Genomic DNA, 23,049 nt, shown 5'->3' with positions numbered 1-23,049 from the left:
GGCTACAACGTGGTCAACATCGGGATCAAGCAGCCGGTCTCGGCGATCCTGGAAGCGGCGGTGGAACACCGCGCGGACGTGATCGGCATGTCCGGACTGCTGGTCAAATCCACGGTGATCATGAAGGAGAACCTCCAGGAACTCAACCAGCGCAAACTCGCCGCCGACTACCCCGTCATCCTCGGCGGCGCCGCCCTCACCCGCGCCTACGTCGAACAAGACCTCCACGACATCTACGAAGGCGAAGTCCGCTACGCCCGCGACGCCTTCGAAGGCCTGCGCCTCATGGACGCCCTCATGGGCATCAAGCGGGGCGTCTCCGGAGCGCAGCTCCCGCCCCTCAAGCAGCGCCGCGTCGCCAAGCGCGAAGCGGCGCCGGAGCTCGCAATCGAGGACGTCCCCGAGCTGGGCTCCGTACGGTCCGATGTCGCCGTCACCAATCCGGTGCCGGTCCCGCCGTTCTGGGGGACGCGGGTGGTCAAGGGCATCCCGCTCAAGGACTACGCGTCCTGGCTGGACGAGGGCGCCCTCTTCAAGGGCCAGTGGGGGCTCAAGCAGGCCCGCGCGGGCGGGCCGACGTACGAGGAACTGGTCGAGAGCGAGGGCCGGCCGCGGCTGCGCGGGCTCCTGGAGAAACTGCACACCGAGAACCTGCTGGAAGCCGCCGTGGTCTACGGCTACTTCCCGTGCGTGTCCAAGGGCGACGACGTGATCATCCTGGACGAGCAGGGCAACGAACGGACCCGGTTCACCTTCCCCCGCCAGCGCCGCGGCCGCCGCCTGTGCCTGGCCGACTTCTTCCGCCCCGAGGAATCGGGGGAGACCGACGTCATCGGCCTCCAGGTCGTCACCGTCGGCTCCAGGATCGGCGAGGCCACCGCCAAACTGTTCGCCGCCGACGCCTACCGCGACTACCTCGAACTGCACGGCCTGTCCGTCCAGCTCGCCGAAGCCATGGCCGAATACTGGCACGCCCGCGTCCGCGCCGAACTCGGCTACGCCGGCGAGGACCCGTCCCGGGTCGAGGACATGTTCGACCTCAAGTACCGCGGCGCCCGCTTCTCGCTCGGCTACGGCGCCTGCCCCGACCTGGAGGACCGCGCCAAGATCGCCGATCTCCTCCAGCCCGAACGCATCGGGGTCCACCTCTCCGAGGAGTTCCAGCTCCACCCCGAACAGTCCACCGACGCCATCGTCATCCACCACCCCGAAGCGAAGTACTTCAACGCACGCTGAGGAACGCACCGAGAGATTCGAGAGGAGACAGACATGCCGGCCACACTCACCGCCAGCGCGCCCGCCCCAGCCACAGCCGCAGGCACCGCCACCGCCACCGCCGAGCGCCCCCGCACGTCCGCCCCGGCCACGCTTGGCGTCCGCGAACTGCTGGCTCAGGGCCGGCAGAGCTTCTCCTTCGAGTTCTTCCCGCCGAAGACGGACGCCGGGGAACGCGTCCTGTGGAACGCCATCCGCCGGATCGAGTCCTTCGCCCCCTCCTTCGTCTCCGTCACCTACGGCGCCGGCGGCTCCTCCCGCGACCGGACCGTCGAGGTCACCAAGCGCATCGCGGCCGAGACCACCCTGCGCCCGGTCGCCCACCTCACCGCCGTCGGGCACTCGGTGGCCGAGCTGCGCCACATCATCGGGCAGTACGCCGACGCGGGCATCCGCGACGTCCTGGCCCTGCGCGGGGACCCGCCGGGCGACCCCAAGGGGGACTGGACGGCGCACCCCGACGGGCTGGCCCACGCCCATGAACTCGTCACGCTGATCCGGCAGTTGGGCGACTTCACGGTCGGTGTGGCGGCGTTCCCCGAGCGGCACCCCCGCTCGCCCTCCTGGGACGAGGACATCCGCCACTTCGCCGCCAAGTGCCGGGCGGGCGCGGACTACGCGATCACCCAGATGTTCTTCCACGTCGAGGACTACCTACGGCTGCGCGACCGACTCTGCTCGGTCGGCTGCCTCACCCCGGTCATCCCCGAGATCATGCCCGCGACCGACGTCCGGCAGATCCGGCGCTTCTCCGAACTGAGCGACGCCCGCTTCCCCGCGGACCTCGCCCAGCGCCTCGAAGCGGCCCAGGACAGCCCCGGCGACGGCCACCGGATCGGCGTCGAGTACGCCACCCGGATGGCCGAGCGGCTGCTCGCCGAGGGGGCGCCCGGCCTGCACTACATCACCCTCAACAAGTCCACCGCGACTCTAGAGATCCATCAGAACCTGGACCTGGACGTACGCCAGGCCGCGGCCACCCCGGCCACGCCACCCACGTCGGCCGCTTCGACCACCCCAGCCACCACCATCACGGAGTAGACCCCTATGGACTTCAAGGTCGCAGACCTCTCGCTCGCGGAGTTCGGCCGCAAGGAAATCACCCTGGCCGAGCACGAGATGCCCGGTCTGATGTCGATCCGCAAGGAGTACGCCCCTTCGCAGCCGCTCGCGGGTGCCCGCATCACCGGTTCCCTGCACATGACCGTGCAGACCGCCGTGCTGATCGAGACCCTCGTCGCGCTCGGGGCGGAGGTCCGCTGGGTGTCCTGCAACATCTACTCCACCCAGGACCACGCGGCCGCCGCCGTCGCGGTCGGCCCGACCGGCACGCCCGAGGCCCCGGCGGGCATACCGGTCTTCGCCTGGAAGGGCGAGACGCTGGAGGAGTACTGGTGGTGCACCGAGCAGGCCCTGATCTGGCCGGGCCACTCCGGGCCGAACATGATCCTGGACGACGGCGGTGACGCGACCCTGCTGGTCCACAAGGGCGTCGAGTTCGCGAAGGCGGGCGCCGTCCCCGACCCCGCCACCGCGGACAACGAGGAGCTGCGGCTGGTCTTCGAACTGCTGGGACGCAGCGCCATCGACTGGCCCGCGCTGGCCGCCGAGATCCGCGGCGTCTCCGAGGAGACCACCACCGGTGTCCACCGGCTGTACGAGATGCACCGCGAGGGCGCCCTGCTGTTCCCCGCGATCAACGTGAACGACGCGGTGACGAAGTCGAAGTTCGACAACAAGTACGGCTGCCGCCACTCCCTGATCGACGGCATCAACCGCGCCACCGACGTCCTCATCGGCGGCAAGACGGCCGTGGTCTTCGGCTACGGCGACGTCGGCAAGGGCAGCGCCGAGTCGCTGCGCGGCCAGGGCGCGCGCGTCATCGTCACCGAGATCGACCCGATCTGCGCGCTCCAGGCGGCGATGGACGGCTTCCAGGTCGCCACCCTCGACGACGTGGTCGAGACCGCGGACATCTTCATCACCACGACCGGCAACAAGGACATCATCATGGCCGCCGACATGGCCAGGATGAAGCACCAGGCCATCGTGGGCAACATCGGCCACTTCGACAACGAGATCGACATGGCGGGCCTCGCGAAGATCCCCGGCATCGTCAAGGACGAGGTCAAGCCGCAGGTCCACACCTGGAAGTTCCCCGACGGCAAGGTCCTCATCGTCCTGTCCGAGGGCCGCCTGCTGAACCTCGGCAACGCCACCGGTCACCCGTCCTTCGTCATGTCCAACTCCTTCGCCGACCAGACCCTGGCCCAGATCGAGCTGTTCACCAAGCCCGAGGAGTACCCGATCGACGTCTACGTGCTGCCCAAGCACCTGGACGAGAAGGTCGCCCGGCTCCACCTCGACGCGCTCGGCGTCAAGCTCACCACCCTGCGGCCCGAGCAGGCCGCGTACATCGGTGTCGACGTCAACGGCCCCTACAAGCCGGACCACTACCGCTACTGAGAGCGGCGTCCGCACGCGCAGCCGAACAGAATCCGCCACCGGCCCTCGAAGAACGCTGGAGGGCCGGTGGAAACGCCATGGCCGGGGGTCGCGGGGGATGCCACGATCGGATGTCCGAGCCGAGGGCAGGCAGCACCCCCGACCACCACCCGAAGGACACACCCATGAACCCCAATCCGGCCGGTAGCCCGAACCAGTACCAGCAGCAGCCGCAGCAACCGCCGTACGCCGGGCAGCCGTACCCCGGTCAGCCCGCACCGGCGGCCGCCGCCGAGCGCGGCAAGCTGCCCACGGTCCTGCTCCTGGTCGCGACCGTCCTCGTCGGCCTGATGGCCGGTCTGTTCTTCGCCTTCGACGTCTCGGTCATGCCGGGGCTGGCCGAGGCGGACGACAAGACGTACGTCACGGCGATGCAGAACTTCAACTCGGTCATCGACGGCAGCCCGGTCTTCGGCATGGCCTTCATGCTCGCGCTCGTCGTCGCGGTCGTCTCGGTGATCATCGAGTTCCGCAAGGGGCGCCGCAACGTGGCGATGTGGGTCGCCGCCGCGGCCGTCGCCTACTTCGTCGTCCTCCTGATCACCTTCAGCGTCAACATCCCGCTCAACAACGAGCTGGCCGACGCCGGTGACGCGGCGAAGATGACCGACTTCTCGATCGTCGACAAGTTCAAGACCACCTGGGTCTCCACCAACATCGTGCGCACCCTGCTGTGCACGGTCGCCCTCACGGCCCTCTCCCGGGCCCTGGTCCTGTACGGGCGCGCCACCCGCTGAAGCACCCCGCGAGCGAGCGGTGCCCCGGCCGGGACCGTCGGCCGGGGCACCGCTCGTCCACGCTGCGCGCTCAGGCGGTCGCGGTCCCGTGCAGCACCAGCGCCCAGGTGAGGAAGCCCAGCGCCGCCGTGCACAGCAGCGTGCGCCACACGTTGGCGCGCGCCCAGGGCCCCTCGAAGGCACGCCGCACGGCCGCCGGGTCCGCGATCCGCTCGACCGGGCCGGCCTTCTCCAGGGCGTTGTTCAGCGGGATGTTCACCCGGTTGGTCACGCCCATGGACAGGATGTAGCAGACCAGCGCCCCGATCAGCGGGACCAGCAGGTCGTGCCCGTCGTCCGGGACGTGCAGCCCCAGCGCCAGCGCGGTGAAGAGGAACGCGCCGATGTAGCCGAGGACGAACCAGCCGTTGAGGATGGCCACGTTGATCCGCTGCATGACCGTGATGAGCGTGCGGTCGTCGGAGCGCTTGAGGCCGGGCATCACCGCGACGGCGAAGGCGTAGAACAGCCCGCTGACCAGTCCCATGGTGATGGTGGCGGCGATGAGCGAGGCCAGACGGGCTGTCTCCACGTAATTCCCCCTGCTCGTGGTCATCGACAGGTCATCAGATCGTCAAGTCACCGCGATCATACGGGTGCGTGCCGAGGCCGGGCCGGTGAGCTCCAGCGGCTCTCCACCCCTCCTCGACCGGGCCGACGGCACGCACCGCGCCACGACGCGCGGGCGCCGGCCGTCAGGCCGCGGCGCCGCTGTCCACGACGGGGGAGTCGCCGAAGACCTTGACCGCCTGGTAGTAGGTCCAGGCCGTCGAATCGCAGGAGCCCTTCTTCACGCCCGAGTAGGCGGAGCAGACCCGCTTGAGGTCGGCGTACAGGGCGTCGTCGATCCGGGACTTGTTCGCGGCGAAGATGCCCAGCGCCTTGTGGTTGCGGTAGCCGAAGTCGTGGCGCGCGCAGGCCGTCTGGAAGGGGAATCCGAACGGATTGTCGGGGGAGGAGGAGCAGTAGTCGGTGGACCAGTCGAAGGCGTACGCCGCCCAGGCCGTCCGGTTCGCACGGGCCGAGACCCACGCGTTGTAGCTCGCCGAACTGGTCTGCGTCCAACTGCTCAGCACCTGCGGCTTGTCGGCCGGAACGGCCGCGGCGGCGGGCGACGCGAGGGCGACCAGCGCGGTGACGGCGGTGACCGCCGGGACGAGCGCGGCGGTGAGTCTACGGCGCATCAGGAACCTCCGGAGGAAGGGGGCGCGCCCGGGCATCGGCGGCGCGGCGTCCTCAGGATGTATGGCTCTGTTAAAGGCCGGGCATCGCGCGGCTGGACACCCGGCGGCGGCGCGACGGGGGAGGGGCCCGGCCACGCGCCGGGCCCCCGTCCCTGAAGGGACGGGGGCCCGGCGCGAGATGCGGGGTGACGGGTCGGGGCTAGCGCCCCCGCTTGCCCCAGGACTTGCTGTCGAGGATGCGCTGGTGGTCGTTGCGCAGGGTGGCCGCGTCGCGCTTGTCCCAGACGTAGTGGTTGCGGTTCTGGTACACGTCGTGGGCGGTGTCGCGGCCCTTGCCCGTGTGCACCTTGACACTGGAGTGACCGGCGAGGGTCAGGCCGTGGAAGCGGTAGCTGTTGCCCTCGCGGTCGGTGAGGGTGTAGCCGCGCAGGTCGACGGGCTTCCTGCCGGTGTTCTTCACCTCGACCCACTCGCCGTTCAGGCTGCGGTTGGTGCGGTCGTCGCGGCCGGGGCTGTCGTACTGCACCTCGCCGATCATGACGGTGGAGTGCTTGCCGTGGCCGTGGCCGCGGCCGTGGTCAGCGGAGGCGGCGGCGGCCGGCAGGGCGGCGGAGCCGAGGACGGCGACGGAGGCCACGACGGTGGCGAGGACGCGGCGAGTGGTGCGCGAAGCAGACATGGAGATGTCACCTCAAGGACGTGCGGGTCCCCGGCTTGCTGCCGGGAACCCACACTCTGGCCTGCGCGAGCGCTGTTTTCTAGCAAAACACCCAAGTTTACCGAATAAGGACAAAGAGGCAATATCGTATGATTACCGCGAAGCGAGGGCGAGCTCACCGGCCCGGCAAGTCCCGGCCGCAGCGGTCGCCTTGGCGCGGCGGGGGAGCAGGAAGCAGACGGCGGCCCCCGCGATCAGGGCGACGATCGGCAGGACCGCGGTGGTGTGCAGGGTGGCGGTGAAGGCGACCGCGTAGGTCTTGCCGGTCGCCAGCTCCGCGGTGAGGCGGCCCTGGAGCAGCGCGCCGACCGCGGCCGCGCCCACCACCGAACCGATCTGCCGCACCGTGTTGTTGACGCCGGAGGCGGCGCCCGCCAGGTGCGGCGGGACGTGGCGCATGGCTTCCGTGGACATAGGGGCGATGATGCAGCCGACGCCCAGGCCGGTGACCAGGGTCGCCGGGACGAAGGCGTACCAGGCGGTGGCGGGCGCCGCGAGCAGGGCGATGGCGACGATGCCGACCGCGTAGCAGAAGACCCCGGTGAGCAGGACGTACGTGCCGCCGATCCGGTCGGCCAGCCGGCCCGCGAAGGGCCCCACCGTCATCGACACCAGCGAGGAGGGGGCGAGGACGAGGCCCGCCTTGAGGGCGCTGAGCCCCAGCACGGACTGGAGGTAGAGGTTGAACGGCAGCACCAGCCCCAGCATGGCGACCGATATCAGGCCGACCAGCGCGGTCATCGCGGTGAAGTTGCGGTCCCGGAAGAGGGCGAAGGGGATCAGCGGCTCGCGGTCCTGACGGCGGCTCTGGTGGAACAGGAACCCGGCGGCCAGGCCGCCGCCCGCGGCCAGCAGCGCCCATATCCCCGTTCCCCAGTGGTAGTTCTGCCCCTCCTGGAGACCGAAGGCCAGGCAGAAGAGGGCGGCTCCGGAGAGCAGGACACCGGTGAGGTCGAAGCGGTGGGCGCGGGAGGTCCGGATGTCCGGCACCACCAGGAACGTCAGCACGAGGGCCGCGATCCCGATGGGCACGTTCACCAGGAAGATCCAGCGCCAGCCGATCGTGGAGACCAGGATGCCGCCCAGGGTCGGGCCGGAGAGGGTGGCCAGTCCGGCGACCATGCCCCAGATCCCCATCGCGGTCCCGCGCCGGGCGGCCGGGAAGACGGAGACGATCAGGGTCATCGTCTGCGGGGTGAGCAGGGCCGCGCCCAGCCCCTGCGCGACGCGGGCGGCTACCAGCCAGGTGGGGCCGGGTGCGAATCCGCAGCCGACGCTGGCCAGGGTGAAGACCGCGAGTCCCGCGGCGAAGAGGGTGCGGGGGCCGTGCAGGTCGCCGAGCCGGCTCGCCGTGATGATCAGGGCCGACAGGGCGAGGGCGTATCCGCTGACCACCCAGAGCGTCTGGTCGAGCGTGGCGCCGAGGCCGCTCATCATGTCCGGGATCGCGATGTTCACGATCGTCAGGTCCAGCAGGGTCATGAAGAACCCGAGGGAGAGCGTCACCAGCACCGCCCAGGGGTTCCCGCGCCATGTGCGCCATGTCCGCATGATCCGCTCCTCGTTCCGTCGTTCCCCTGTCGTGCCCGTGGAACGACGATAACCCATCGATTCCGATGCATCAAGAAAGATGTATTGGAAAAGATGCATCGATCGCGATGTAGTGTGAGGGGCATGAACGGAGTCGAGCTGTTCCTGCTGGGCCGCATTCTCATGAAGATCGGCGAAGGGGCCATGCCCGAGCCCGAAGGCGGTGAGCTTGGCCACGGCGGCAGCGTCCGGTCCGTCCTCATCGTGGCCAGCGACGTGTCCGCGCACCCCGACAGTGCCGTCGGGGAGATCGCCGCCCGCACCGGGCTGCCGCAGAGCCAGGTCTCCACGGCCGTCGCCCGCCTCAAGGAAGCGGGGGCCGTCACCACCGCCCCCGACCCCGCCGACCGCCGCCGCCTGCTGGTCCGTCAGGCCCCCCAGGCCTCGGCCCGGGTGGCAGCGGTCCGGTCGACCACCATCGAGGACGCCCTCGCCGCGGCGCTGGAGGACCCGGCCCCCGAGCAGCTCCGGGAGGTCGCCGACGCCCTCGACGTGCTGGCCCGCCACCTCTCCCCCCGGACCCCCGCCCGCCCCCGCGGCTGACGCCCCGCCTCAGCAGACCGGGCGCCGGCCCGCGTCCCGGGCGGCTTCCTCCGCCGCCGCCACCGGGGGCGGCAGGTCCGGGACCGGGGCGTCGAGCGGCATCAGCCGCCCCGCCCGTCCCGGCAGCGCCGCGGGCCCGCCCTTGGCCGTCACCCGGCCCGTCGGGACGGCCTCCAGGGTGCCGAGCGCGGCGACGTACGCGGGGAAGCTCTCCGTGTCCCGCCGGTGCCGCACCGGGTCCCGGAAGCCGCCCAGCGCCGGGTAGCCGTCCTGCCCGGTCAGCGTGTACGACGTCGTCACCACCCGGTACACCCCCTCCGGCCGCAGCGCCGCGCCCCCGATCAGGACGTCGGCGGGCGCGACCCGGTCCCCGGCGGGCCGGGCCGGGTCGAAGGAGTAGCGGACGTTGGCCGACACCGCGAGCGGCGCGTACGTCAGGACGCCGTGCGCGTCCGGCGCCCACTGCTGCTCCAGCGCGTCGTGCAGTTGCGCCCCGCTGACCGAGGCCGTGACCAGCGGGCACCCGTACCCCACGGCGCGCCACGCCCGTTCGAAGGTGACGAGGTCGTCGCCGGGCGCCGCCACCAGGTCCGTGTTGATCACGCTGCGGCCCACCCGCGGCGCGAGCGCGATCAGCGCCAGCTCCGCGACGCCGACGCCGACGCCGGCCCCGGAACCGCCCGCGACGCCCGCCGCATCCGAACCGCCGCCCGGCCGAGGGCTGGTGTCGAAGGGGTCCGGCGGCTGCCGCGCCGCCCACAGCGCCCAGTCGGCCACCAGGTTCCCCATGGTGCTTTCCCCATCCGCCGAGAGCCGCCGCCGGAAGGGGGCCCGCTGGCGGGCGACGGCCCGCCCGGCCCGTCGGCGCGCGTAGCCGGCCCAGTAGTCCACCACCTCCCGCAGCGCGGGATCGGCGGGCACGTCACGGGTGTTGGGGTGGTTGGTCGAGGTCGTCAGCTCCCGGAGCACCGCGCCCGTGTCCGGATCGAGCCGCAGGACGATCTCGTTGACGATCTGCCCGTGACAGCCCGCCTCCACGAAGGGCCGCGGCCGCCCCGCCGGGTCCGGCAGCATCATGGTGAAGGCCCGGTGCCAGTGCCCGGTCACGATCGCGTCGATGTCCGCCGACACCCGCAGCGCCAGCTCGTACGCCGGGCCGCTCGGCGCGGTCCCCGAGTCGAAGGCGTCCCCGGCCACCGCACCGTCGTGCATGCTCAGCACGATCGCGTTGACCCCCTGCGCCTTCAGCAGCGCCGCGCACCGGTCGGCGGCGGCCACCTCGTCCGAGGTCCGCAGGCCGGGCTGGAACGAGTTCGGCAACCCCTCCGTGCCCAGCGCGGTCAGGTGGATGAACCCGACGGGCAGCCGCCGCCCGCCCGGCGCGCTCACCCACTCGACGTGACACGGGGGCAGTACGGGAACCTCGGCCCCCTCCCGCCCCTCCCGCCCCTCCCGCCCCGCGGTCACCGCCGTGACATTGGCGCTGTAGTAGCGGAAGTCGGCGCCGTGGAAGGGCCGTCCCGCGGAATCCGGGAACGAGTGGGCGGCCCCCGCCCCCTCCACCCCCGCGCCCGCGCCCCGTTCCATGTGCTGCGTCAGGAAGCCGGGCGTCCGGTCGAACTCGTGGTTCCCGGCGGTCGCGAAGTCCAGTCCCATCCGGTTCAGCGCCTCGATGGTCGGCTCGTCGGCCAGGCTGAAGGCGGGGAACTCCCACCCCGAGAACAGGTCGCCGGGAGTGAAGAAGAAGGAGTTCGCCCGCCCGGCCCGCAGCCGCTCCAGATGGGTGGCCATGTAGGCGACCCCGCCGACGGTGTACGTCGCCCCGTCCGCCCCCGTGAGCACCGCGTCCCGGGCCGGGGGACCGCTCAAGTGGCCGTGCAGATCGGTGATGTTCAGCAGCTGCACCTCGACGTACCCGGCCGCGCTGGCCGCGTCGAGCCCCGCCGCGCCGCCCGCGACCGCGGTCCCGGTCAGCGCCTTCACCCCGACCGCCCCCGCGGCCGTCAGGAACCGCCGCCTGCCCACGCCCGACCCTGCCATCGTCCCCGTCCCCCTGCGCCGCCCGGCCGCCGTCCCCCTGCCCAACGTGCGGCGGCGGCGAGCGTCACGCCCTACCGGGCCGTGAGCCCGAGGTGGGGCGACGGCCCTTTCCATAGACCCCGCCCCCGGCCCGTCAGTCCGCCACCACCGGAGCCGGAGCCAGCCCCGCCGCCGCGAGCCCGGCGAGTACCGCCTGCCCCAGCGTCTGCACGGCCGACAGCGGCCGGACCATCACCGTGAACTCCTTGATCCGGCCCTGCTCGTCCAGGTGCAGCAGGTCGATCCCGTGGATCTCCTTGCCGTTCACGGTCGCCCGGAAGACCAGCACCGCCGCCGGTGCCGCCGCGCCGTCCACGGACATCTCGGCGGCCCCGTCGAACCGCCCGACGTAACGGAAGTCCTCGAAGGTCCGCAGCAGCACCCCGAAGAGCCCCAGCACCATCGGCCGCCCCTCGAAAGGCGTGAACTTCACCGGGCTGTAGAGCCGCACGTCCTCGGTGAACAGGTCCTTAAGGGCGTCGAGATCGCGGCGGTCGACGGCATCGCGGAAGCGGTCGACGGTGCTCGGCGTGGTCATGGCATCTCCTCATGCTCGATACTCGCAAAACTGATTACTCAATTTCTTGACTATGATGGCCCAGGGTCACGCCCGTGACCAGAGACCCGTCACAGACGACGGGAGAAGAAGGAGGCGGCAGCCGACATGGCACTGCGCCACGCCGTACTGGCGGCGCTGCTCGACGAGGAACTGAGCGGCTACCAGCTGGCCAAGGCGTTCGACATGGGAGTGGCGAACTTCTGGCACGCCCTCCCGCAGCAGCTCTACGTCGAACTCGCCAAGCTGGAACAGGAAGGCCTCATCGCGGGCCGCGAGGTCGTCCAGGACACCCGCCCCAACAAGCGGCTGTTCCGCGTCACCCCCGCCGGCCTGGCCGAACTGGACCGCTTCACCGCTGCCGCCACCAAACCGTCCTTCATGCGCGACGACCTGGTCGTCAAGGTCCAGGCCGCCGACCACGTCGACACCGGCGCCCTGATCACCCAGCTCACCGAACGGGCCATCTTCGCCACCGCCAAGATCGAACTCTTCGACGCGATGCTGTGGAAGATGCGCGGCCGGCGCACCGAAGAGGAGTTCCTGCGCCACGGCGACCGCATCGGCCCGTACCTCACCTGCCTGCGCGGCCTCGACTTCGAACGCGCCAACCGCGACTGGTACGAGCGCACCATCACCGTCCTGCGCGCGAGGCGGCCCGACCATGCCTGAGCGCCCGGCCCCCGACGCAGCCCGCCTCCCGCACCCGGCCGACCGCCCGACCCCCTCCCGCGCGCGAGGCGGCCCGACCGCGCCCGGGCCGGCCCCCGACGCGGCCCGCCCCCCGCACCCCGCGCCGCTGCGCTTCGTCGCCCTCGGCGACAGCCAGACCGAGGGGCTCGGCGACGGCGACGACACCACCGGCTTGCGCGGCTGCGCCGACCGCCTCGCCGAGCACCTCGCCCTGCACCACCCCGGCGTCCTGTACGCCAACCTGGCGGTCCGCGGCCGCCTCGCGGGCCAGGTCAGGGCCGAGCAGCTGCCCGTCGCCCTCGCCCTGCGCCCCGACCTGGCCACCGTCGTCGCCGGGGTCAACGACCTGCTGCGGCCCCGCTTCGACCCCGACGGGACCGCCGCCCACCTGGAGGCGATGTTCGCGGCGCTCACCGGCCAGGGCGCCCGCGTCGCCACCGTCACCTTCCCCGACATCGGCCGGCTCGTCCCGCTCGCCCGGCCCCTCGGCCCCCGCGTCACCGCCCTCAACGCCCGGATCCGGGACGCCGCCCACCGGCACGGCGTCGCCGTCGCCGAGACCGCCCGGCACCCCGTCGTGACCGACCCCCGCCTGTGGAGCCCGGACCGCCTGCACGCGAGCCCGCGCGGCCACGCGCTCATCGCCGCCGCCGTGGCCCACGCCCTGGCCCTGCCCGACGCGGACGACTCCTGGACCCGCCCCCTTCCCGGCCCCGGCCCCGCCCCCCGCACCCTCGCGACCGAACTCCGCTGGGCCACCGCCTTCCTGACCCCCTGGCTCACCCGCCGCCTCCGCGGCCGCTCCTCGGGCACGAACCGCACCGCAAAACGCCCGACCCTGCTCCCGGTGTGACCGTTCAGGCAGAGGCAGACCCCCGGCGGCCGCCCGAACCGGGCCATGCGCCACACGGTCCGCCACCGCACCGGCCGCGGCGGCTGCTGTAGCAGCGTGCAGCCCGCCCACGCGGCGAGGTGGAGCGGCACCACCGGGGCGGGCCCGGGACGGGATCTCCCGCACGCAGGCGCGGCACGTGCCACCGCTGGGTGTGGCCGCTCCCGTCCGCGACCCTGAACGAGACGGTGCCCATGCGCCGGTCAGCCGCGTACAGGTCGGGATCACCCCGGATCACGTCCGCTGCGGTCAGCAGACCGTCGTCATCCAGGTCCACCAGGACGTCGACGTCCCCGAAGTCCGGCAAACGGCGCCACGCGACGTTCCGGCCGCCGGACAATCCCAGGCAGGAGCCGAGCGCGCCGAGAGTCCCCCGCCGCGCCCGAGCCCCGGACCGTGCGGAAGGCCACCCGCCGGGAACGGATCGCCCCCGGCGCCCGCTCCCGTGCTCGCCCCGCGCCACCGCCCCCGCGCCCCGCCTCCTCGGCACCCGACCCGCCTCACCCCCGCAGCGCGTCGTGGGCCGTCAGGGCGGCGGACAGGCGGCGGGCGTCGGCCGGGGACGTGGCGTCGTAGCCGGTCAGCAGGTGGATCCGGCCGAGGCGGTAGGTCAGGGTGTTGCGGTGCACCGTCAGGGCGTCCGCGGCCTCCGCGCGCCGGTGGCCCGCCGCGAGGAACGCCCGCAGCGTCTCCAGCAGATGGGGCTGGTCCGCCAGCGGGGCCAGCGTCCGGGCCAGGGCGTCGCGGGCCGGGCCCGGCTGGACGAGCTGGTACTCCACCGCCAGATCGGCCAGCCGGTACAGCCCGGGGGAGCGCCCCAGCGCCTCGGCCAGCGCCAGCACCTCGCAGGCCTCGGTGTGCGCCTGCGCGACCGCATCGTGGTCCCGGGCGGTGGCCGCCGCCGCGATGCAGGGCAGCTCGGCCGCCGCGTCGAGCCGCGCCAGCAGCCGCCGCGCCGCACACGGCCGCCGCTGCCCCCTCCCGCCCCGGGCCGCCGCGCCCCCGCCCTCGGCCTGCTCCTGCGCCACCGGTACGAGCAGCACCCCGCCCTCCCCCTTGAGCGTGGCCAAGACCTCGGGATTGCGGTCGAGTTCGGTCCGTACGGCCCGCAGCATCCCCGTCGCGGCGCCGCCCGGCGCATCGGGCAGCCGGAAGACCACCACGTCGTACCGGTCCGCGAGCGTGCGCCCGTACCGCTCCGCCGCCCGCCGCGCCGGACGGCCCGCGAGCAGGACGTCGGCCAGGTTCCGGCCGTGCTCGCGCTGCTCCCAGTCGAGGTCGGCCTGTTCGCGGACGTACGCCGCCGCCACCTTCGGCATCACCTCGCCGAGGAACCCGAGCAACCGCGTCCCCAGCACGTACGGATCGATCCCGGAGCCGCCGTCGTCCCCGGAGCCCCCGTCCCCTGCGCCCCCGTTCCCCGCACCCCCGCCCCCCGCCGCAGCCAGCGCCAGCTTCCACGCCTCGCCCGCGCCCAGCGAGTACACCCGCAGCACCGCCTCCAGCGGCACCCCGTCCCGCGCCCGCTCCGCCCCCCACGCCACCGGCGCGGCCAGCTCCCGCGCGTCCGGGAGCCGCCGCTGCGCGAGCGTGATGAGGAACAGCCGCAGCACCGCCTCGGTGTTGGCGAGCAGGTCCCCGTCGATCACGCTGTCGGGCAGCAGCCGGTAGGCCGGAATCCCGGCGGTCAGGTGGGTGACGGTCGCCGCGGCGATCGCCTCCACCTCGGGCAGCAGTGCGGCGGCGAATGCGGACTCGTCCATCCGCGCATTGTCACCGCGCACAAACGCGGGTGGAAGCTTTCTGCGCGTACCGCCAGGGGACAGGGGCCACCGGCCGGAGCATCCTGTGCAGTCCGACGACCAGCAGCCCGACCGGAAGAGTGGCGATGACACCGACTCCGACCGCGACACCAACACCAACACCCACAGCGCCCGCACGCCCCCTCCGCCGGTGGCTCGCCCGCGCCGCCCTCCCCCTGGCGCTCACCCTCGCGGCCACGGCCGCCCCCGCGGTCCAGGCCCAGGCCGCACCCGACACCGCCCCCGTCGCCCCCACCACCGCGGTCTCCGCGGCCGGCGGCATCAACGACTTCTCCTGCCGCCCCACTTCGGCCCACCCCGAGCCGGTGGTCCTCCTCCACGGCACTTTCGCCACCTGGTACGAGGACCTCAACTACCTCCAGGCCGACCTCGCCGCCCGCGGCTACTGCACCTTCGCCCTCACCTACGGCGCCTACGACGGCTTCCCGCTGGTCGGCGGCCTGAAGCCGGTGGCCGTCTCCAACCTGGAGATCAAGGAGTACGTCGAGCGGGTGCGCGCCGCCACCGGCGCGGCCAAGGTCAGCGTCGTCGGCCACTCCGAGGGCGGCCTGCAGGCCCTCTACCTCGCGAAGATGCAGGGCATCCAGCCGCACCTCAAGGCGGTCGTCGCCATCGCGCCCCCGACCCACGGCACGGACGCCGCGCGCCTGGTCGACCTCGGCGACACGCTCCTCGGCCGCGGCACCCTCGACCACATCGCGGCCACCCTCGGCATACCGGTGCTGTCCGACGAGTTCCCGGGCGGGCCCGCCATCGTCGCCCTCAACGACGGTCCGGTGGCCCAGCGCGGGATCGCGTACACGATCATCTCGTCCCGCTACGACGAACTCGTCACCCCGACCGAGACGGCGTTCGTCCGCGAACCGGGCGTCGCCAACCGCTACGTGCAGGACTCCTGCCCCCTCGACCCGGTGGGCCACATCGGCGAGGCGTACGACCTCAACGTCTGGCACCTGGTCCGCAACGCCCTCGACCCGGGCCGCGCGACCCCGATCCTGGTGTGCGCGGTCGGCTCCCCGGGCTGAGCGGGGCTGGCAGCCTCCGCAAGGGGGACACGGAAACGGCGAGGAGTCCCGAACCGCCGACCTCCTCGCCCCCTTCACCGTACCGCGCGCCGGGGGGCTTGCGGCAAGGCCCCCTCCGTACCGCAGAATCGGCGGCCCGGGGCCCGGACCGACAGCGGATCCGAGGCCTGGACCTGCGGAAACGAGGAGTCGCGCCATGCGTGTGCTGTTGTCTACCTGGGGCTCGCGCGGGGACGTGGAGCCGCTGGCCGCCCTGGCGGTCGCGCTGCGGGAACAGGGCGCCGAGGCGCTGCTGTGTGCCCCGCCGGACGAGGAGTTCGCGGCCGTGGCGGCGCGTGTCGGCGTACCGCTGGTGCCGCTCGGCCCGTCCGTGCGCTCGGTGGTCTCCGGCCCCAGGCCGCCGACGGCGAAGGACGCCTTCCGGCTCGCCCCCGAACTGGTCGCCGCGCGCTTCGAGACCCTCACGGCGGCGGCCGAGGGGTGCGACGTGCTGCTGGCGACCGGTCTGATGCCGGCGGGCGCACGGGACGTGGCCGAGCAACTGGGCCTCGGTTACGTGTACGCCTGCTTCCACACCAGCGGGCTGCCCTCGCGGGAGTTCCGCCCCGCCGCCCGGCCGGGCCATGGGTCCGCGGGGGACGAGAGCGACCACCGCGCGCTGTGGGAGGAGGACGCCCGGCGGGTGGACGCGCTGTACCGCGAGGCGCTGAACGGCCACCGCGCCGCGCTCGGCCTGCCGCCGGTCGCGGGCGTCCGCGACCACGTCTTCGGCGACCGGCCGTGGCTGGCGGCGGACCCGACGCTCTGGCCGGCGCACGACACGATGGACCTCGACCTGGTGCGCACCGGCGCGTGGATCCTGCCCGACGACCGCCCGCTGCCCCCTGACCTGGAAGCGTTCCTGGCCGCGGGCCCACCACCGGTGTACGTCGGCTTCGGCAGCATGGCCGCCCACGCCCCCCAGGACATCGCCCGGACCGCCCTGGAGACGGGCCGCGCCCTCGGCCGCCGCGTCCTGCTCGCCCGCGGCTGGGCCGAACTGACCCCGGCCGCCGACGCCGTGTCGGCCGCCGACGCCGTGCCGGACCCCGACCCCGCGCGGGCCGCCGCAGAACACGCTCCGGCCGACTTCTTCGTCGTGGGCGACGTGAACCACCAGGCCCTGTTCCGCCGGGTGGCCGCCGTCGTGCACCACGGCGGCGCGGGCACCACGACGACGGCCGCCCGGGCCGGTGCCCCCCAGGTCGTCCTGCCCCGGATCGTGGACCAGCCGCGCTGGGCCGCCCGCGTGGCCGAGCTGGGCATCGGCGCGGCGCACCACGCGCCGGACCCGACCACCGACTCCCTGTCCGCCGCACTCCGCACGGCCCTGGCCCCCGAAACCCTGGCCCGGGCCCGTTCCGTCGCCGCCACGATCCGCACCGATGGCGCCGCGGTGGCCGCGCGCCTGCTGCTCGACGGGGGCGGCGGGAGCGGCGGGAGCGGCGAAGGCGGCCGCCGCCCCCACTGACCGTCAGAGCCCATGGCAAGACGACTCATTCACGCGGCGCGTGCAACCCCGAGACGACCATGTGCACCAGCAGGTCGTACGTCTCGTCCAGCTTCTCCGGTAGTTCGAAGGCGCCCCCGGTCTCCAGCTCCGCGAACCCGTGCACCACCGCCCGCAGGCAGCGCGCCGCGTGGATCGCCGCGGAGTCCTCCAGCCCGTACGCGCGCAGGGTGGCCAGCATGATGCCGATCAGCCGCGCCCCCGCCTCGGCGGTCCGGGGCTCGGGGCGCTGGACGAGCGCCGCGTACCGGCGCGGATGGCGCCGGGCGTAGGCGCGCCAGGCCGTCATCAGGGCGCGGACGGCCTCGTCGGAGGAGCGGCCGAGGACGGCCGCGCCGACCTCGTCCGCCATCTCGTTCATGATCCGCGCCGAGAGCAGGTCGCGCAGCTCGGCCAGGTTGCGTACGTGCTTGTACAGCGAGGGGGTCGCCACCCCGGCCCGGGCGGCCACCGCCGACAGCGTCAGCGCGACGGGCCCGCCCTCGACGCCCCCGGCGCCCGCGGCCGCGCCACCCGCAGCCGCGCCCGCACCGCCCTCGTCGATGAGCTGCAGCGCGACGTCGACCACCGCGTCCACCGAGAGCGCCGCCCTAGGCACCGGCGCCGTCCTTCAGGAAGCCCAGGATCAGGGCGGCGGTCTCGGCGGGGAACTGGGCGTGCGGGTAGTGGCCCGCCCCCTCGACCATCTCCAGCCGGCCCACCCCCGCGGCCATGCCCGCCACGATGCCCTCGCCCTCGGCCCGGGGGTCGGCCCAGTCGGGGTCGAGCGTGCCCTCGACGACCAGTGCGGGGCACCGTACGTCGGCCAGCCGCGCCCCCGCGTCGGTCGGCGCGGACATCCCCATCGCGGCCACCACGGCGATCCGCCCGGGCCTGCGCAGGTCGGCCTCCAGGGAGGCGAGGCGCGCGTCGAGGCCGGTACCGGCGCCGTGCGGGGCGTGCGGGGCGGCGTCCCCGGCCCGCATCCCCGGGTGCGCGTGGCGCAGGTACCGCTTCCACAGCCCCACGCTGCGCAGCAGCCCCGTCCCCATCAGGAGCAGCATCCCCTTGCGGTAGCGGGCCCGCGTCGCGAGCGCGCCGAAGTCGATCTTCTGCGCCCGCGTGAAGGGGGCGATCTCGACGACCGCGCGGACCAGTTCGGGCTCCTCGGCCGCCGCGATCGTGGCGGCGCCGCCCGCGAAGGAGTGCCCCACCAGGACGGCGGAACCGCCGCCCAGGTGCCGGACGAGCGCGAGCAGGTCGCCCGCCACGTCGGTCCGGGTGTACGAGGCCCACCCCGCGTCGGATTCGCCATGTCCCCGCAGATCGGTACGGGCGACCCGGTGGCCGGCGTCTACCAGGAGCGCGGCCAGCGCCCCGTACGCCCCCCGGTTGTCGCCCATCCCGTGCGCCAGCACGACCAGCGGCCCCTCGCCCGTGACGTCGTACGCGAGCCGTCCGCCGTCGGTCCGCAGGAACTCGGTCATCGCTCTGCCCTCTTCCGGGAAGTCCGTGGGCTAATGCCCATTGCCTTAAAGCTAAGGTCATTAGCCTACGGCGTCAAGGGGTCGCGAGAGGACGAAGAAGGGGGCCAATGCGAGAAGAAGGCAGCTATGGGGGGAGGGCGCCGACGGCGGAGCGGAGGGGGCGGAGGCCGAGCGAACGGCACCCCGCGACGCAGGGCGGCACATGGCAACCGACGCCTGCTGAACGCGCTCCGATTCCCGCCCGGCCCGGACAACGGCCGGGCCGGGCGGGAACGGTCGAGCACACGCCCCCTGTAGTTCTCGGCACGGGAGCGGGCCGCTTCCGGATGGAAGGCCGACACCAACGGTGCCTTGCACCCATTGACGGGGGTCGGCGCCGCGATTGCAAGGAAAACCCGGAACTTCCGCGGCAGGCGCACGCTTGTGCCCTCGACCAGCACCGGAACGGTCATCCGTGTTCACGCGGACGTCGTTCCGTGATCGGCATTGTTCCGTGAATCCATGATCACGTGGCGTCACGGAGGGTCGGCGGTCCATGCTGAGCCTCCCCAACGACCGGCCGGCACCCGGGCGTTGAGGATTCCCGTGCCCCGGTCCCGGATGGCCGCACGGGCAGCAAGGCCGAACCCCAACGAAGTCGAGGACGACCCATGCCGAAGAAGTACATCGTGTTCATCGTCGCGCTGCTGATGGTGCTCGGCTGGAGCGTCGCGATGACCGCGATGGGCCAGAGCGCCGCGATCGCCACCCTCGCCCCGGCCCTCGGGCTGACCGTCCAGCAGATCCTCCAGGCGGCCCGGTCCCGGACCACCGCCGCGTCCGGGCACCGCGTGGCGACGGTGCCCGACGGGGAGGACCGCACCCCGTGACCCTCCCCTTCGATTCCACGGCCGCGGCCTCCCAGCCGGCGCCCGCCCGCCCCGGCCGCAAGCTCGGCCCGATGGCGGACACCGTCGGCAGCTCGCACCGGGCCTGGCTGGAGCACACGCGCGACAGCTACCTCGCCAGCGGCCTGACCCTCAGCGAACTCGGCCTGCGCATCCCGCTCGCCAAGTCCAAGCTCTCCGAACTGCTGCGGGGCCTGGGCCTCTACCCCCGCTGGGAGGTCGTCCACCGCCTCTCCGTCGAGCTGGACATGCCCGTCTCGCCCCTGTACCGGCTGTGGCGCCAGGCCGCCCTGGACGCGCAGAAGACCCACGAGTGGGTGCAGCGCTCCAGCGACAAGTCGGCCCTGACCACGCCCCACCCGCACCCGCCCGTGGCCCACGAACCCTTCCGCCGGACCGTGGAGGGCGACTACCGCCGCTACGCCCAGGCGTTCCTCGCCGACGGGCCGCGCGACGCGGCCGTCGACGACACCTTCGACATCCTCTGGCTGTCCTGGAACAGCGCCCTGGCCAGCCCCGACATACGCCGCTACGCGTGGAACATCCTGCGCGCCACCGTCATGGCCAAGACCCCCCACCTGGACGGTCGGCCCGAGCTGGGCTCCGCCGTCTTCGACACCGTCGCCGTGCGGGACCTGGCCGACGAGTCCGACCGTACGGAGCAGCTCGCCGAGAGCCTGGAACTGTTCCGCGCCATCAGCCGCCTGCCCGACCACCTCCTGGACGTCATGGTGCTGCGCCACCTGTGCGGCAACACCGTCGAGGAGACCTCCGCACTGCTGGGCGTCCCGCCGGCCACGGTGAACTCCGACGAACGCCACGCCGTCCGCGTCATCTTCCCCCCGCCCGAGAGTGAAGGCCCCCTCGAATGACAGCCGTCGAAGCGATCCTGGCCCGGGCGCTGCTGGTCCGCGACCGCGCCGTCCCCCGGGACGTCGTCCGCCCCCGCCCCTACCCGACCACCGACCCCTACCCGACCACCGATCTCCACCCGACGGCAGACCTCCACCCGACGACCGGCCTCCACGCCCCGGGCCGGCCCCGCACGCCCGCCCCCACCCCGGCCACCACCACGGCGGCCGAGAACCTGCGCGCCCTGTGCGAGACGCTGGTCACCCACACCCCGGCCGTCACCGTCACCGGGTTCGTCACCGACCAGGTCCCCGAGCCCCGCAGCGCCCTGGTACTGGCCTGCGTACTCCAGCTCACGGAAGCCGACGACGGCGCCCGCTTCTGGTGGCAGTACGCGGCGGGCGCCGGCCAGGCCACCGCCGCCTACTGCCTCTACCTCCACCACCTGTCCCTCGGCGAGCACGAGGCGGCCCAGTGGTGGCACCGCCAGACCGACGACGTCCAGTCGTCCCCGCCCGCCGCCCCCGCCCCCGCGTCCGGCTCCGCCCCCGCATGCGATGCGGAGCCCGAGGAACGGATCACCAGCTCCTCCACCACCACGATCCTGCGCGTCCTGCACCGCCTCGCCCAGCAGATGACCCGTCACCGCTCGGCCGCGGTCACGGAACTGATGGACTACATGCCGACCGCTGTCGCCACCGGCTACCTCCGCGAGCCCGACGTCGAACTCCCCCTGCCCGGAACCGACTTCGCCGCCCGCATCCGCACCCTCCTCACCCCCCGCCCGCACACCTCGACCCCGCCCCCACCCCGCCGCTCCCGCCCCTCGACCCCGCCCCGCCCCGCTGCTCCCGCACCCTCCACCCCATGGGAAACCGCCACCCGCTGAGGCCCCCCCGCACCCACATCCCGCCTCAGCGGCCGGTCAGTACGCAGCACTCATCACGCAGCACTCATCACGCAGCACTCGTTACGCGGAACTCGTCACGCAGCATTCGTCACGCGGAACCCGTCACGGAGAACTCGTTCCCGTCGGGGTCGGCCAGCACCACGCGCCCGCCGGCCCCGACGCCGACCCGCTCCGCCCCGAGGGAGAGCAGCCGGTCCACCTCCGCCTCGCGGTCGGCGCCCTGCGGTACGGCCAGCTCGAAGCGCACCCGGGGGCGACCGACCAGCGGCGCCACCGGCGGACCGCCCCAGGTGATCTTCGGGCCGCCGTGCGGCGAGCGGATCGCGGTCTCCTCGTCCTGGTCCCAGACCAGCGGCCACCCCAGCGCCTTGCTCCAGAAGTACCCGACCTCCTGCGAACCGTCGCAGGCCAGCGCCCCGACGAAGCCGCAGTCGGCGAGGAAGGAGTTCCCCGGCGGGATCACGCAGAACTCGTTGCCCTCGGGGTCGCAGAGCACCACATGGCCCTCGTCCGGGCGCTGGCCGACGTCGATGTGCCGCCCACCGCGCTCCAGCGCCCCGTCCACCGTGCGCCGCTGGCCCTCCAGGGACGTACTCGTCAGATCGAAGTGCATCCGGTTCTGCTCGGCCTTCGGCTCGTGCCGCTCGACGAAGCGGAGCCGGAAGCCGGTGTCGTCCAGGGGCAGGACCACGGCACCGTCCCCGGCGTCGTCGCCCGCGCCCTCGGCCACCTCCCAGCCGAGGACCCCTGACCAGAACCGCGCGAGCCGCGCGGGCTCACTCGCATCGAAACAGACCGCGAACAGTTGGGAGCTCATCCGCCAGAGACTAGGCGCGAGCGCTCCCCACCGCAGCCGAGTATCCGCCCGCCCGCCGCCAGGGCGGTCCGCCCAACGGCCCGCTACGGCGCCACCCGCCCCGCATCCGGTTTCGTGTGCAGGATCTCCCGCGCCTGCTCCGCGGCCCGCGTGATGCTCTCGCTGACGAAGTCGGTGAAGCGCGCGATGCTCTCCAGCCGGGTCGCGGCCGGGGTGCCGGGGCCGAGGACGCCCACGCCCTGGCGCGCGGTCGCGACGAGCTGGGCGGTGGCGCGGGCGCTGGCCATCGTCGACTGGTACCAGACGTCGTCGTCGACCACGTACCGGTCGCGCCGCCGCTCGTCGCGCTCCCGCCGCACCAGCCCCTGCCCCTCCAGGAACGTGATGGCCTTGGAGATGGACGCCGGGCTCACCTGGAGGCGCCGGACGAGTTCCGACGCCGTGAGACTGCCCGCGTCGGTGGTGTAGAGGCAGACCAGCACCCGGGCCGTCATCCGGGGCAGGCCGGACGCCATGAGGACGTCCGTGAACACCTCCTCGTACGCGCGCACGGCCTCCGCGTCACGCCCGTCGGCCGTCGGCGCCGCCCCGGCCCCCCGGTCCACGGCCGGCCCGCGCCGCTGCGCCCGCCGCTCGGTGGCGCGGTGGGCGAGGTCGGCGCGGTAGGCGGTCGGGCCGCCGTTGCGCATCACCTCGCGCGTGACGGTCGACGTCGGACGGTCCAGCCGCCGCGCGATCTCCGCGTAGGCGAGCCCGTCGGCCAGCCCCAGCCCGATCTGCCGGCGTTCCTGCTGGGTGAGCCTGCCTCCCGGCATCGGGATCTCCTTCGTACGTCATCGGAAAACCCCACGATAGCGTTCACTCTCATCTCATTGCAACGCACTTTCCGGCCTGTGTTGCGTTGAGCGT

The 23,049-nt window shown here is 73.2% G+C and carries 23 protein-coding genes and 1 pseudogene; 12 read left to right on the top strand and 12 right to left on the bottom strand.

Features of this window, described 5'->3' with window-relative positions:
* The 4 genes from ABZY31_RS22160 to ABZY31_RS22145 all read left to right on the top strand — a co-directional run.
* Window positions 1–1,236 (top strand): vitamin B12 dependent-methionine synthase activation domain-containing protein (locus ABZY31_RS22160; protein WP_356412902.1); only part of this gene is annotated, 1,236 nt, incomplete at its 5' end.
* 33 nt (window positions 1,237–1,269) lie between these two features.
* Entirely contained in the window at window positions 1,270–2,316 is a 1,047-nt protein-coding gene (gene metF / locus ABZY31_RS22155) for a methylenetetrahydrofolate reductase [NAD(P)H] (protein ID WP_356412901.1), read from the top strand.
* Window positions 2,317–2,322: 6 nt separating this feature from the next.
* Complete coding sequence (gene ahcY / locus ABZY31_RS22150) at window positions 2,323–3,741, top strand: adenosylhomocysteinase (RefSeq protein ID WP_356412899.1); 1,419 nt, start codon at window positions 2,323–2,325, stop codon at window positions 3,739–3,741.
* A 164-nt stretch (window positions 3,742–3,905) separates the two neighbouring features.
* A complete protein-coding gene (locus ABZY31_RS22145; RefSeq protein ID WP_356412897.1) occupies window positions 3,906–4,517 on the top strand; it encodes an anthrone oxygenase family protein in 612 nt (203 codons plus the stop codon).
* A gap of 70 nt (window positions 4,518–4,587) precedes the next feature.
* Here the strand turns inward: ABZY31_RS22145 and ABZY31_RS22140 are convergent, their stop codons facing one another.
* The 4 genes from ABZY31_RS22140 to ABZY31_RS22125 all read right to left on the bottom strand — a co-directional run bounded on the left by ABZY31_RS22140 (window position 4,588) and on the right by ABZY31_RS22125 (window position 8,009).
* On the bottom strand, window positions 4,588–5,088 hold the full coding sequence (locus tag ABZY31_RS22140) for an anthrone oxygenase family protein (RefSeq protein WP_356412895.1): 501 nt from the start codon (window positions 5,086–5,088) through the stop codon (window positions 4,588–4,590).
* 163 nt (window positions 5,089–5,251) lie between these two features.
* A complete protein-coding gene (locus ABZY31_RS22135) occupies window positions 5,252–5,740 on the bottom strand; it encodes a phospholipase (RefSeq protein ID WP_356412893.1) in 489 nt (162 codons plus the stop codon).
* Between the two features lie 199 nt (window positions 5,741–5,939).
* Window positions 5,940–6,419, bottom strand: coding sequence for a lamin tail domain-containing protein (locus ABZY31_RS22130; protein ID WP_356412892.1), 480 nt, complete (start codon window positions 6,417–6,419; stop codon window positions 5,940–5,942).
* A 132-nt stretch (window positions 6,420–6,551) separates the two neighbouring features.
* Window positions 6,552–8,009 (bottom strand): DHA2 family efflux MFS transporter permease subunit, encoded by a 1,458-nt coding sequence (locus ABZY31_RS22125; RefSeq protein WP_356412890.1) that lies wholly within the window; start codon window positions 8,007–8,009, stop codon window positions 6,552–6,554.
* 123 nt (window positions 8,010–8,132) lie between these two features.
* On the opposite strand from ABZY31_RS22125, the gene ABZY31_RS22120 reads away from it, so the two are divergent.
* Window positions 8,133–8,591: a helix-turn-helix domain-containing protein gene (locus ABZY31_RS22120; RefSeq protein ID WP_356412888.1), complete on the top strand. Its 459-nt coding sequence runs from the start codon at window positions 8,133–8,135 to the stop codon at window positions 8,589–8,591.
* A gap of 9 nt (window positions 8,592–8,600) precedes the next feature.
* Here the strand turns inward: ABZY31_RS22120 and ABZY31_RS22115 are convergent, their stop codons facing one another.
* Both ABZY31_RS22115 and ABZY31_RS22110 read right to left on the bottom strand, forming a co-directional pair.
* Complete coding sequence (locus ABZY31_RS22115) at window positions 8,601–10,631, bottom strand: bifunctional metallophosphatase/5'-nucleotidase (RefSeq protein WP_356412886.1); 2,031 nt, start codon at window positions 10,629–10,631, stop codon at window positions 8,601–8,603.
* Window positions 10,632–10,764: 133 nt separating this feature from the next.
* Window positions 10,765–11,208: a nuclear transport factor 2 family protein gene (locus ABZY31_RS22110; RefSeq protein WP_356412884.1), complete on the bottom strand. Its 444-nt coding sequence runs from the start codon at window positions 11,206–11,208 to the stop codon at window positions 10,765–10,767.
* 126 nt (window positions 11,209–11,334) lie between these two features.
* On the opposite strand from ABZY31_RS22110, the gene ABZY31_RS22105 reads away from it, so the two are divergent.
* Both ABZY31_RS22105 and ABZY31_RS22100 read left to right on the top strand, forming a co-directional pair.
* On the top strand, window positions 11,335–11,898 hold the full coding sequence (locus tag ABZY31_RS22105) for a PadR family transcriptional regulator (protein ID WP_356412882.1): 564 nt from the start codon (window positions 11,335–11,337) through the stop codon (window positions 11,896–11,898).
* Window positions 11,891–12,772, top strand: a complete 882-nt coding sequence (locus tag ABZY31_RS22100; protein ID WP_356412880.1) for an SGNH/GDSL hydrolase family protein — start codon at window positions 11,891–11,893, stop codon at window positions 12,770–12,772. Before ABZY31_RS22105 ends, ABZY31_RS22100 begins: the two co-directional genes overlap by 8 nt.
* Window positions 12,773–12,908: 136 nt before the next feature.
* Here the strand turns inward: ABZY31_RS22100 and ABZY31_RS22095 are convergent.
* Window positions 12,909–13,157, bottom strand: a pseudogene (locus ABZY31_RS22095) (glycosyltransferase family 2 protein); the annotation flags it as partial.
* 154 nt (window positions 13,158–13,311) lie between these two features.
* Window positions 13,312–14,574, bottom strand: a complete 1,263-nt coding sequence (locus tag ABZY31_RS22090) for a helix-turn-helix domain-containing protein (RefSeq protein WP_356412879.1) — start codon at window positions 14,572–14,574, stop codon at window positions 13,312–13,314.
* Between the two features lie 125 nt (window positions 14,575–14,699).
* On the opposite strand from ABZY31_RS22090, the gene ABZY31_RS22085 reads away from it, so the two are divergent.
* A complete protein-coding gene (locus tag ABZY31_RS22085; protein WP_356412877.1) occupies window positions 14,700–15,659 on the top strand; it encodes an alpha/beta fold hydrolase in 960 nt (319 codons plus the stop codon).
* A 196-nt stretch (window positions 15,660–15,855) separates the two neighbouring features.
* Window positions 15,856–17,169, top strand: a complete 1,314-nt coding sequence (locus tag ABZY31_RS22080; RefSeq protein ID WP_356412876.1) for a glycosyltransferase — start codon at window positions 15,856–15,858, stop codon at window positions 17,167–17,169.
* Window positions 17,170–17,194: 25 nt separating this feature from the next.
* Here the strand turns inward: ABZY31_RS22080 and ABZY31_RS22075 are convergent, their stop codons facing one another.
* Both ABZY31_RS22075 and ABZY31_RS22070 read right to left on the bottom strand, forming a co-directional pair.
* Complete coding sequence (locus ABZY31_RS22075; RefSeq protein WP_356412874.1) at window positions 17,195–17,806, bottom strand: TetR-like C-terminal domain-containing protein; 612 nt, start codon at window positions 17,804–17,806, stop codon at window positions 17,195–17,197.
* Window positions 17,799–18,674, bottom strand: a complete 876-nt coding sequence (locus ABZY31_RS22070) for an alpha/beta hydrolase (RefSeq protein ID WP_356412872.1) — start codon at window positions 18,672–18,674, stop codon at window positions 17,799–17,801. The genes ABZY31_RS22075 and ABZY31_RS22070 overlap by 8 nt, the downstream gene beginning before the upstream one ends.
* Before the next feature lie 650 nt (window positions 18,675–19,324).
* On the opposite strand from ABZY31_RS22070, the gene ABZY31_RS22065 reads away from it, so the two are divergent.
* Genes ABZY31_RS22065 through ABZY31_RS22055 form a run of 3 tightly spaced genes read left to right on the top strand, consistent with a single transcriptional unit; the run spans window position 19,325 to window position 21,302 of the window.
* Window positions 19,325–19,543: a hypothetical protein gene (locus tag ABZY31_RS22065; RefSeq protein ID WP_356412870.1), complete on the top strand. Its 219-nt coding sequence runs from the start codon at window positions 19,325–19,327 to the stop codon at window positions 19,541–19,543.
* Window positions 19,540–20,433 (top strand): sigma-70 family RNA polymerase sigma factor, encoded by an 894-nt coding sequence (locus tag ABZY31_RS22060; RefSeq protein WP_356412868.1) that lies wholly within the window; start codon window positions 19,540–19,542, stop codon window positions 20,431–20,433. Before ABZY31_RS22065 ends, ABZY31_RS22060 begins: the two co-directional genes overlap by 4 nt.
* Window positions 20,430–21,302 carry a hypothetical protein gene (locus tag ABZY31_RS22055; RefSeq protein WP_356412866.1) on the top strand — a complete coding sequence of 291 codons (873 nt, stop codon included), beginning with the start codon at window positions 20,430–20,432 and terminating at the stop codon, window positions 21,300–21,302. Before ABZY31_RS22060 ends, ABZY31_RS22055 begins: the two co-directional genes overlap by 4 nt.
* 109 nt (window positions 21,303–21,411) lie before the next feature.
* On the opposite strand, the gene ABZY31_RS22050 is transcribed toward ABZY31_RS22055, so the two are convergent.
* Window positions 21,412–22,140 carry a VOC family protein gene (locus ABZY31_RS22050; protein ID WP_356412864.1) on the bottom strand — a complete coding sequence of 243 codons (729 nt, stop codon included), beginning with the start codon at window positions 22,138–22,140 and terminating at the stop codon, window positions 21,412–21,414.
* 83 nt (window positions 22,141–22,223) lie between these two features.
* A complete protein-coding gene (locus tag ABZY31_RS22045; protein WP_356412862.1) occupies window positions 22,224–22,955 on the bottom strand; it encodes a helix-turn-helix domain-containing protein in 732 nt (243 codons plus the stop codon).
* Between the last annotated feature and the right edge of the window lie 94 nt (window positions 22,956–23,049).

It is taken from the genome of Streptomyces sp. NPDC006529 (assembly GCF_040611795.1).
Lineage (GTDB): Bacteria > Actinomycetota > Actinomycetes > Streptomycetales > Streptomycetaceae > Streptomyces.
The sequence above is the reverse complement of the archived record's forward strand: the minus strand, read 5'-3'. Positions and strand labels throughout refer to the sequence as shown.